The 6,876-nt window shown below is 67.8% G+C and carries 8 protein-coding genes; 4 read left to right on the top strand and 4 right to left on the bottom strand.

What is annotated here, in order from left to right; genetic code table 11:
* Positions 1-553: 553 nt before the first annotated feature.
* Positions 554-814: a WhiB family transcriptional regulator gene (locus GXZ33_RS11115; RefSeq protein ID WP_085549597.1), complete on the top strand. Its 261-nt coding sequence runs from the start codon at positions 554-556 to the stop codon at positions 812-814.
* 300 nt (positions 815-1,114) lie between these two features.
* On the opposite strand, the gene GXZ33_RS11110 is transcribed toward GXZ33_RS11115, so the two are convergent.
* Both GXZ33_RS11110 and GXZ33_RS11105 read right to left on the bottom strand, forming a co-directional pair.
* Positions 1,115-1,381, bottom strand: a complete 267-nt coding sequence (locus GXZ33_RS11110) for an anti-sigma factor (protein WP_291341101.1) — start codon at positions 1,379-1,381, stop codon at positions 1,115-1,117.
* Entirely contained in the window at positions 1,381-1,995 is a 615-nt protein-coding gene (locus GXZ33_RS11105; RefSeq protein ID WP_291341099.1) for a sigma-70 family RNA polymerase sigma factor, read from the bottom strand. Before GXZ33_RS11105 ends, GXZ33_RS11110 begins: the two co-directional genes overlap by 1 nt.
* A gap of 47 nt (positions 1,996-2,042) precedes the next feature.
* On the opposite strand from GXZ33_RS11105, the gene ybaK reads away from it, so the two are divergent.
* A complete protein-coding gene (gene ybaK, locus GXZ33_RS11100; protein ID WP_291341097.1) occupies positions 2,043-2,525 on the top strand; it encodes a Cys-tRNA(Pro) deacylase in 483 nt (160 codons plus the stop codon).
* Here ybaK and GXZ33_RS11095 read toward each other — a convergent pair.
* Entirely contained in the window at positions 2,498-3,160 is a 663-nt protein-coding gene (locus tag GXZ33_RS11095) for an SOS response-associated peptidase (protein WP_291341094.1), read from the bottom strand. The two genes, ybaK and GXZ33_RS11095, sit on opposite strands and share 28 nt — an antisense overlap.
* Before the next feature lie 19 nt (positions 3,161-3,179).
* Between GXZ33_RS11095 and aroA the strand changes: the two genes are divergently transcribed.
* Together aroA and rsgA are read left to right on the top strand one after the other, a co-directional pair.
* The gene (gene aroA, locus GXZ33_RS11090; protein WP_291341092.1) at positions 3,180-4,460 is read left to right on the top strand and encodes a 3-phosphoshikimate 1-carboxyvinyltransferase; all 1,281 of its coding nucleotides are present in this window, start codon (positions 3,180-3,182) and stop codon (positions 4,458-4,460) included.
* Positions 4,461-4,465: 5 nt separating this feature from the next.
* Complete coding sequence (gene rsgA / locus GXZ33_RS11085; RefSeq protein ID WP_291341090.1) at positions 4,466-5,473, top strand: ribosome small subunit-dependent GTPase A; 1,008 nt, start codon at positions 4,466-4,468, stop codon at positions 5,471-5,473.
* A 79-nt stretch (positions 5,474-5,552) separates the two neighbouring features.
* Here the strand turns inward: rsgA and GXZ33_RS11080 are convergent, their stop codons facing one another.
* Positions 5,553-6,872 carry an acyl-CoA desaturase gene (locus GXZ33_RS11080; RefSeq protein WP_291341088.1) on the bottom strand — a complete coding sequence of 440 codons (1,320 nt, stop codon included), beginning with the start codon at positions 6,870-6,872 and terminating at the stop codon, positions 5,553-5,555.
* Positions 6,873-6,876: the final 4 nt, after the last annotated feature.

Here is a 6,876-nt window from a genome sequence, read left to right as displayed (position 1 = left end):
GGCGGCAGAGGACGCTGGGGGCGGGGATTCACGTCAGTCACGGCTCATTACTCTATACGTCCGCCCGCCGGACGGACGGTCCCGGCCGGCCGGATGCCAGGAGGCGGGTGCGGGGGCGCGAACATGCCTTGACAGGGCGGTAAGTGATCCGGGACACGGGAAACTTGACGTGCGGAGGCCAAACGTGCTCCCAGGGTTTTCAGCGTTCATGCAGGTCACCGGCTCGATGACAGAGCCCCAAAACAGTGACACAGGACACTTTGCAGCCTTAACAATGGATAAAACTGTGTGAATTCAATCACAATTTGACGTTTACCCCTAGCGTACTTTGTGTTCACGTGTCATTATTCTCGGGTAGCAAAAACGACCGGCCAGTTAATCGGTCCTTAACCTCGACACACCACGGGGTTAACGCCACATGAACGAGGTGAGGGCCCCGAGCCCGGACCCGGCATCGTGGAGAATGCAACTTTTCTGTCGGCCGCACCCCTGCGGCCGTCGTTTCTGGTGTGCGCTTTTCGCCCGCGTTCCAACTGTGTAAGGAGAATAACCCATGTCTGATTGGCGCCACGAAGCCGTCTGCCGCGACGAGGATCCCGAGCTGTTCTTCCCGGTCGGCAACTCCGGCCCGGCTCTGACCCAGATCGCTAAGGCCAAGATCGTCTGCAACCGCTGCCCCGTCACCTCCCAGTGCCTGAAGTGGGCCCTGGAGACCGGCCAGGACGCCGGCGTGTGGGGCGGCATGTCCGAGGACGAGCGTCGCGCTCTGAAGCGTCGCAACTCCCGCGGCCGTCGCACCCGCGTCGCAGCCTGACCAAGTTCATAAACTAGACCTCAATTTTTCGCGACCGGGCCTGAGCGCTAGAGTTGTCGGAAGTTGACAACCCCCTCACCCAAGGAGAATCACATGAGCAAGCGTGGTAGCAAGCGCCGTGCCCGTCGCAAGAAGAGCGCGAACCACGGTAAGCGCCCGAACTCCTAAACCAGGATGTAAAGCGGCTTGACCGCCCACCGAGCATGATGCCCGGTGGGCGGTTTCTTCTTTCTCCCCGTGAGAAGCCCGGGAATGAGAAGAAGGTGCGGCCCCGGTCGGGACCGCACCTTCCTCTTGTTCTCACCCCTGGTACCGCGTCACCCGGACCTCGCGGATCTGCATCGAGATCCGCTGCCTCAGTGTCGCCGGGGCCGCCGCCTCCGCGGTGCAGCACTTCTGCAGCAGCGCGCGGATCTCCCGCTCCGAACTCAGCCGACCGTGGCAGTGGGGGCACTCGGCGATGACCTTGAGGATCTCCCGTGCCTGCTCAGGGGTCGTGGAGGGGTCGAACAGCGCGCACAGCTGGGACTGGATATCCTCGCAACGGCCGATGCAGGGTTCCTTCATTACTTGCTCGCTTCCGGGGTCGTGATGTCCATGTCAGGGTGGTCGAGGCCGATGCCCTGTTCATGCGCCACTTCCTTCAACAACTGGCGGAGCTGTTTTCTTCCCCGGTGCAGTCGTGACATGACGGTGCCGATGGGCGTGTCCATGATCTCGGCGATCTCCTTGTACGCCAGGTCCTCGACGTCGGCGTAGTAGACGACCATGCGGTAGTCCTCGGAGAGCTGGTTCATGGCCTCGGCGATCTTGCCGTCGGGCATGTTCTTCAGGGCCTCGACCTCCGCCGACTCCAGCCCCGTGGAGTCGTGCGAGCTGGTGGTGTAGAGCTGCCAGTCGCTGATCTCCTCGGTGGGTGCCTGGACGGGCTGACGCTGCCTCTTCCGGTAGACGTTGATGTACGTGTTCGTCATGATCCGGTAGAGCCAGGCCTTGAGGTTGGTGCCCGGCTTGAAGGAGTCGAAGGCACGGAACGCCTTGAGGTACGTCTCCTGGACGAGGTCCTCGGCGTCCGTGGGGTTGCGGGTCATGCGCAGGGCGCCGCCGTAGAGCTGGTCGAGCAGGGGCAGTGCCTCCTCCTCGAAGCGGGTCGCGAGCTCGGTGCCCGTAGTATCCGACATCGGCGCCTTTCTTGTGTTCCAGGTCGATTCTGATCCATTGTAGATCAGTGTCCAGACGCCCCTCCGCGCCCACCGCCGCCGTCCGACTGCTTGTCGACGCCGCCGTCCCCCATCACCTCCACACCTTCGAGGGTGGCACCGACCACTTCGGGGAGCAGGCGGCCGCGGCCCTCGACGTGGATCCGGGGCTCATCCTCAAGACGCTCATCGTCGACACCGGGCGGGAACTCGCGGTGTGCTGCGTGCCGGTGACGGGGAAGCTCTCGCTCAAGAAGGCCGCCGCGGCCCTGGGCGTGAAGTCCGTGGCCCTGGCCGACCCGGCGAAGGCCCAGCGTGCGACCGGTTACGTCACCGGCGGCATCTCGCCCCTGGGGCAGAAACGGAGGTTGCGGACGGTGATTGACGCGAGCGTCGTCACGCAGCCGCGGGTGTACGTCTCCGGCGGGCGCCGTGGCCTCGACATCGCCCTCGACCCGCAGGATCTGGCGCGGCTGACGGGGGCTCAGTTCTCGGCGATCAACTCCGGGTAGTCGTTGCGCACGTTGCCGACCGCCCTGTCCACGGGCCGCACCGTCAGCCGCTCCAGGTACGCCGGCGGCGTGGGGTGCAGCAGCTCCGCGGCCTGTTCCGGGGTGCCCGTGACCCACTGCCCGATCTCGTCGGTGGCGAGCAGGCGGGGCAGGCGGTTGTGCAGCCATTCCAGCGGGCCGTGGGAGTCGGTGGTGACCATGGTCGTCGAGAGCCGGTCCAGGCCGGTCGCCCACAGCGCCGCCACCCACATGACCTCCCCCAGCGAGACGAAGTACGGCCGCCTGCCGGTGCCGTCATCGTGCCACTCGTAGTAGCCGTCCATGGGGATGAGCCCCCGCTGGCTGCGGAACGCGTCCCGGAAGCTCGGCTTGGTGGCCACCGTCTCACCGCGGGCGTTGAACAGCGGCGGACCGGAGTCGTCCTTCTTCCAGTGCGGCAGCAGGCCCCACCGGGCGGGATCGACCTGCGCCTGCGGCGGGGCGAGGCGCACCAGCGGGACGATCTGGGTGGGTGCCAGGTTGTAGCGCGGCGGCGGGGTGCCGTCCGGCGCGTGGACCTCGGTGACCCCCGGGAGGGTGCCGACGGCGTCGAGAAGCGACTCGTCGGAGGTGAACAGAACGAATCGACCGCACATAGTCTCTATTATGGACCCCATGACTGCCCTTTGGCCTGCGCCCACTGCTTCAGGACCGATCAGGTGGACCCAGCACGTCCCCGGATCCAAGTCGATCACCAACCGTGCCTACATCCTCGCCGCACTCGCCGACTACCCGTCGGTCATCGAGAACGTGCTGCACTCCCGCGACACCGACCTCATGGCCGGCGCGCTGCGCACCCTCGGGGTACGCATCCGCGACACCGACGGAGCCGTCCACGTCGAACCCGGACCACTGCACGGTGGTGAAGTCGAGTGCGGCCTCGCCGGCACCGTCATGCGCTTCGTCCCGCCCGTCGCCGCCATGGCCTCCGGCACCGTCATCTTCGACGGCGACCCGCAGGCCCGCGTCCGCCCGATGAACACCATTCTCGACGCCCTGCGCACCCTCGGGGTCTCCGTCGAGGGTGACTCCCTGCCCTTCACCGTCAGGAGCAACGGCACCCCGGAGGGCGGCGTCGTCGAGATCGACGCCTCCGGCTCCTCCCAGTTCGTCTCCGGTCTGCTGCTCGCCGGCCCCCGCTTCACCAAGGGCATCACGGTCCGCCACGTCGGCGGCCGCCTGCCCTCCCTGCCCCACATCGAGATGACCGTCGACATGCTCCGCAAGGCGGGCGTGAAGGTCGACGTCACCGAGAACTCCTGGAAGGTCCACCCCGGCCCCATCCAGGGCCGCACCTGGCACGTCGAGCCGGACCTGTCCAACGCCACCCCGTTCCTCGCCGCCGCCGCCGTCACCGGGGGCACCGTCCGCGTCCGCCACTGGCCGCTGTCGACCACCCAGCCGGGCGACGCGATCCGCCTCATCCTCGAGACGATGGGCTGCCGCGTCGACCTGCTCACCGCCGAGTCCGGCCCCGGCCAGGACCTGCAGATCACCGGCCCGGAGTCGGGCGTGCTCAAGGGCATCAGCCTCGACATGTCCGACATCGGTGAGCTCACCCCGACCGTCGCGGCGCTGGCCGTCCTCGCCTCCACCCCGTCCGAGCTCACGGGCATCGCGCACCTGCGCGGACACGAGACCAACCGCCTGGCGGCCCTGGCCGCGGAGATCAACAACCTCGGCGGCAACTGCGAGGAGCTGCACGACGGCCTGCGCATCACCCCGGCCCCGCTCCACGGCGGCGTGTGGCACTCCTACGCCGACCACCGCATGGCCACCGCCGGCGCCATCATCGGCCTGCGCGTCGAGGGCGTGGAGGTCGAGGACGTCCAGACCACCGCGAAGACGCTCCCCGGCTTCGAGACGATGTGGGAGGACATGGTCGCGCGTGGGTAGGGCTCATGAGTAGACGACAGTGGGACGAATCCGACGTCCGCATCCGCCCCTCCCGCCGCGGCACCCGTCCGCGCACCAAGGACCGGCCCGCGCATGACGACGCCGAGTTCGGCATGGTCGTCACCAAGGACCGCGGCCGCTGGGGCGTGGTGCTCGACGGCCGGGAGGACCCCATCGTCACCATGCGTGCCCGCGAGATGGGCCGCACCCCCGTCGAGGTCGGCGACCGCGTCGGCGTCGTCGGCGACACCTCCGGCCGGGAGGGCACCCTGGCGCGCATCGTGAAACTCGAGGAACGCACCTCCGTTCTGCGCCGCACCGCCGACGACACGGACCCCTATGAGCGGATCGTGGTGGCCAACGCGGAGCAGCTGCTCATCGTCACCGCCGTCGCCGATCCCCCGCCGCGCTCCGGCTTCGTCGAGCGCGCGCTCATCGCCGCGTTCGTGGGCAACGTGCAGCCCGTCCTGTGCCTGACCAAGTCCGACCTCGCCGACCCGGCGCCCTTCGCCGCCGAGTTCGCCGACCTCGACGTCCCCGTCGTCATCGCGGGTGTCGACGACCCCCTCGAGCCCGTCATCGACCTCGTCGCCGGGCACGTCACCGCCTTGGTCGGCCACTCCGGCGTGGGCAAGTCCACCCTGGTCAACCGCCTCGTCCCCGACGCCTACCGCGAGACCGGCGAGGTCTCCGGCGTGGGCAAGGGCCGCCACACCTCCACCCAGTCCGTCGCCCTGCGCCTGCCCTTCGAGGAGGGCGGCTGGATCATCGACACCCCCGGCATCCGCTCCTTCGGTCTGGCCCACGTCGACGACGACACCGTCATCGGTGTCTTCGATGATCTGGCCGCCGCAGCGGAGGACTGCCCCCGCGGCTGCACCCACCTCGGCCCCCCGGCTGACCCGGAGTGCGCACTCGACGAGTTCGACCCGGACACCGCGTCAGCGCGCCGCCGCGACGCCGTGCGCAAGCTGCTCGAGGCGCTGCGCTCCAAGGAGGAGTGGGAGCTGTAACACCACCACCACCGCACAACAACGAACCCCGCCGCCCACCCGGAGACGGGGGACGGCGGGGCGTCGATGAGCGGAGGACCTAGACGGCCTTCTGTGCCTCGGCGGCGGCGACCTTCTTACGCCACTCCGGGGTGCGGCCGGTGAAGTTGAGGATGGCCTCCTTGACCGTCGGGCGCAGCTCGGCGAGCAGCGGCAGACCGGTGCGCAGGCCGGCGCGGCGACCGGACTCGTCGGCGCCGACGTGCAGCTTCTCCGAGACCTCCGGGTACTTGGTGAACGCCGCGTTGGAACGCACCTCGGGGGCGTTGTCACGGTCGGCGGCCAGGAACTTGTTCGGCAGGGTCAGCTTGAGCAGGGTCTTCTGCACCTTGAGCAGCTGCGCCGGGAAGGAGTCGGTGTTGTAGGGCAGGTCGAACTCCCTGCAGATCGCCTCGACGCGGGTGCCGATCTCCGCCAGGCGGTTGGACGGCATGTCCGGGAAGAGGTGGTGCTCGATCTGGTAGTTCAGGTTGCCGGACAGGATCGTGAGGATCTTGCCACCGCGGAAGTTCGCGGAACCGAGCATCTGGCGGAGGTACCACTCGTCGTGGGTCTCGTTCTTCCACTGCTCCTTGGTGAAGGTCTCCGCCTCATCCGGGAAGTGGCCGCAGAAGATGACGGCGTAGGCCCACACGGAACGCGCGAAGTTGGCGGTCGCGTTGGCGGTGACGGTGTGCATGAAGTTCGGGCCGGACAGGGCCGGGAACAGCACGTAGTCACGCAGGCCCTGAGTGCCGGCCTTGCGCATGGTCTCCCAGAACTTCGGGGCAGTCTCCTTCCAGGTGGCGCGGCCGGCGGCGACCTTGCCCAGCTCCACGTCGTAGAAACCGACGGCCCACTGGAACATCGACGCCAGGGTGACGTTGATCAGCGGCTGGAAGGCGTGCATCGCGCTCCACTTGCGGTCCCGGGTGACGCGCAGGACGCCGTAGCCGACGTCGGTGTCCATGCCGAGGATGTTCGTGTACTTGTGGTGCGCGAAGTTGTGGGTGTGCATCCACTGGGAGGAGGGGCAGACGTTGTCCCACTCCCAGGTGGTGGAGTGGATCTCCGGGTCGTTCATCCAGTCCCACTGGCCGTGCATGACGTTGTGGCCGATCTCGAGGTTCTCGAGGATCTTGGACAGGGAGAGCAGGGCGACACCGGCCAGCCAGGCCGGGCGCCAGCCGGAGAAGAGCAGCGCACCGCGGCCGGCGATCTCCATGTAGCGCTGCGTGCGGATGAGGCTCTTGATGTAGCGGACGTCCTTCTCGCCGAGGTCCGCCTCGAACTCCTCCTTGATCGCGTCGAGGCGACGACCGATCTCACGGATGTCCTCGTCGCTGAGGTGGGAGTATGCCTTGATGTTGTCGATGGCCATGATG

The sequence above is a fragment of the Corynebacterium sp. genome (assembly GCF_012838985.1).
Lineage (GTDB): Bacteria > Actinomycetota > Actinomycetes > Mycobacteriales > Mycobacteriaceae > Corynebacterium.
This window is presented reverse-complemented; position numbering and strand designations above follow the sequence as displayed.

Excerpts from the sequence above, each read along its gene's own strand:
- GXZ33_RS11115 (WP_085549597.1), top strand. The coding sequence starts at position 554 with ATGTCTGATTGGCGCCACGAAGCCGTCTGCCGCGACGAGGATCCCGAG.
- GXZ33_RS11110 (WP_291341101.1), bottom strand. The coding sequence starts at position 1,381 with ATGAAGGAACCCTGCATCGGCCGTTGCGAGGATATCCAGTCCCAGCTG.
- GXZ33_RS11105 (WP_291341099.1), bottom strand. The coding sequence starts at position 1,995 with ATGTCGGATACTACGGGCACCGAGCTCGCGACCCGCTTCGAGGAGGAG.
- GXZ33_RS11095 (WP_291341094.1), bottom strand. The coding sequence starts at position 3,160 with ATGTGCGGTCGATTCGTTCTGTTCACCTCCGACGAGTCGCTTCTCGAC.
- aroA (WP_291341092.1), top strand. The coding sequence starts at position 3,180 with ATGACTGCCCTTTGGCCTGCGCCCACTGCTTCAGGACCGATCAGGTGG.
- rsgA (WP_291341090.1), top strand. The coding sequence starts at position 4,466 with ATGAGTAGACGACAGTGGGACGAATCCGACGTCCGCATCCGCCCCTCC.
- GXZ33_RS11080 (WP_291341088.1), bottom strand. The coding sequence starts at position 6,872 with ATGGCCATCGACAACATCAAGGCATACTCCCACCTCAGCGACGAGGAC.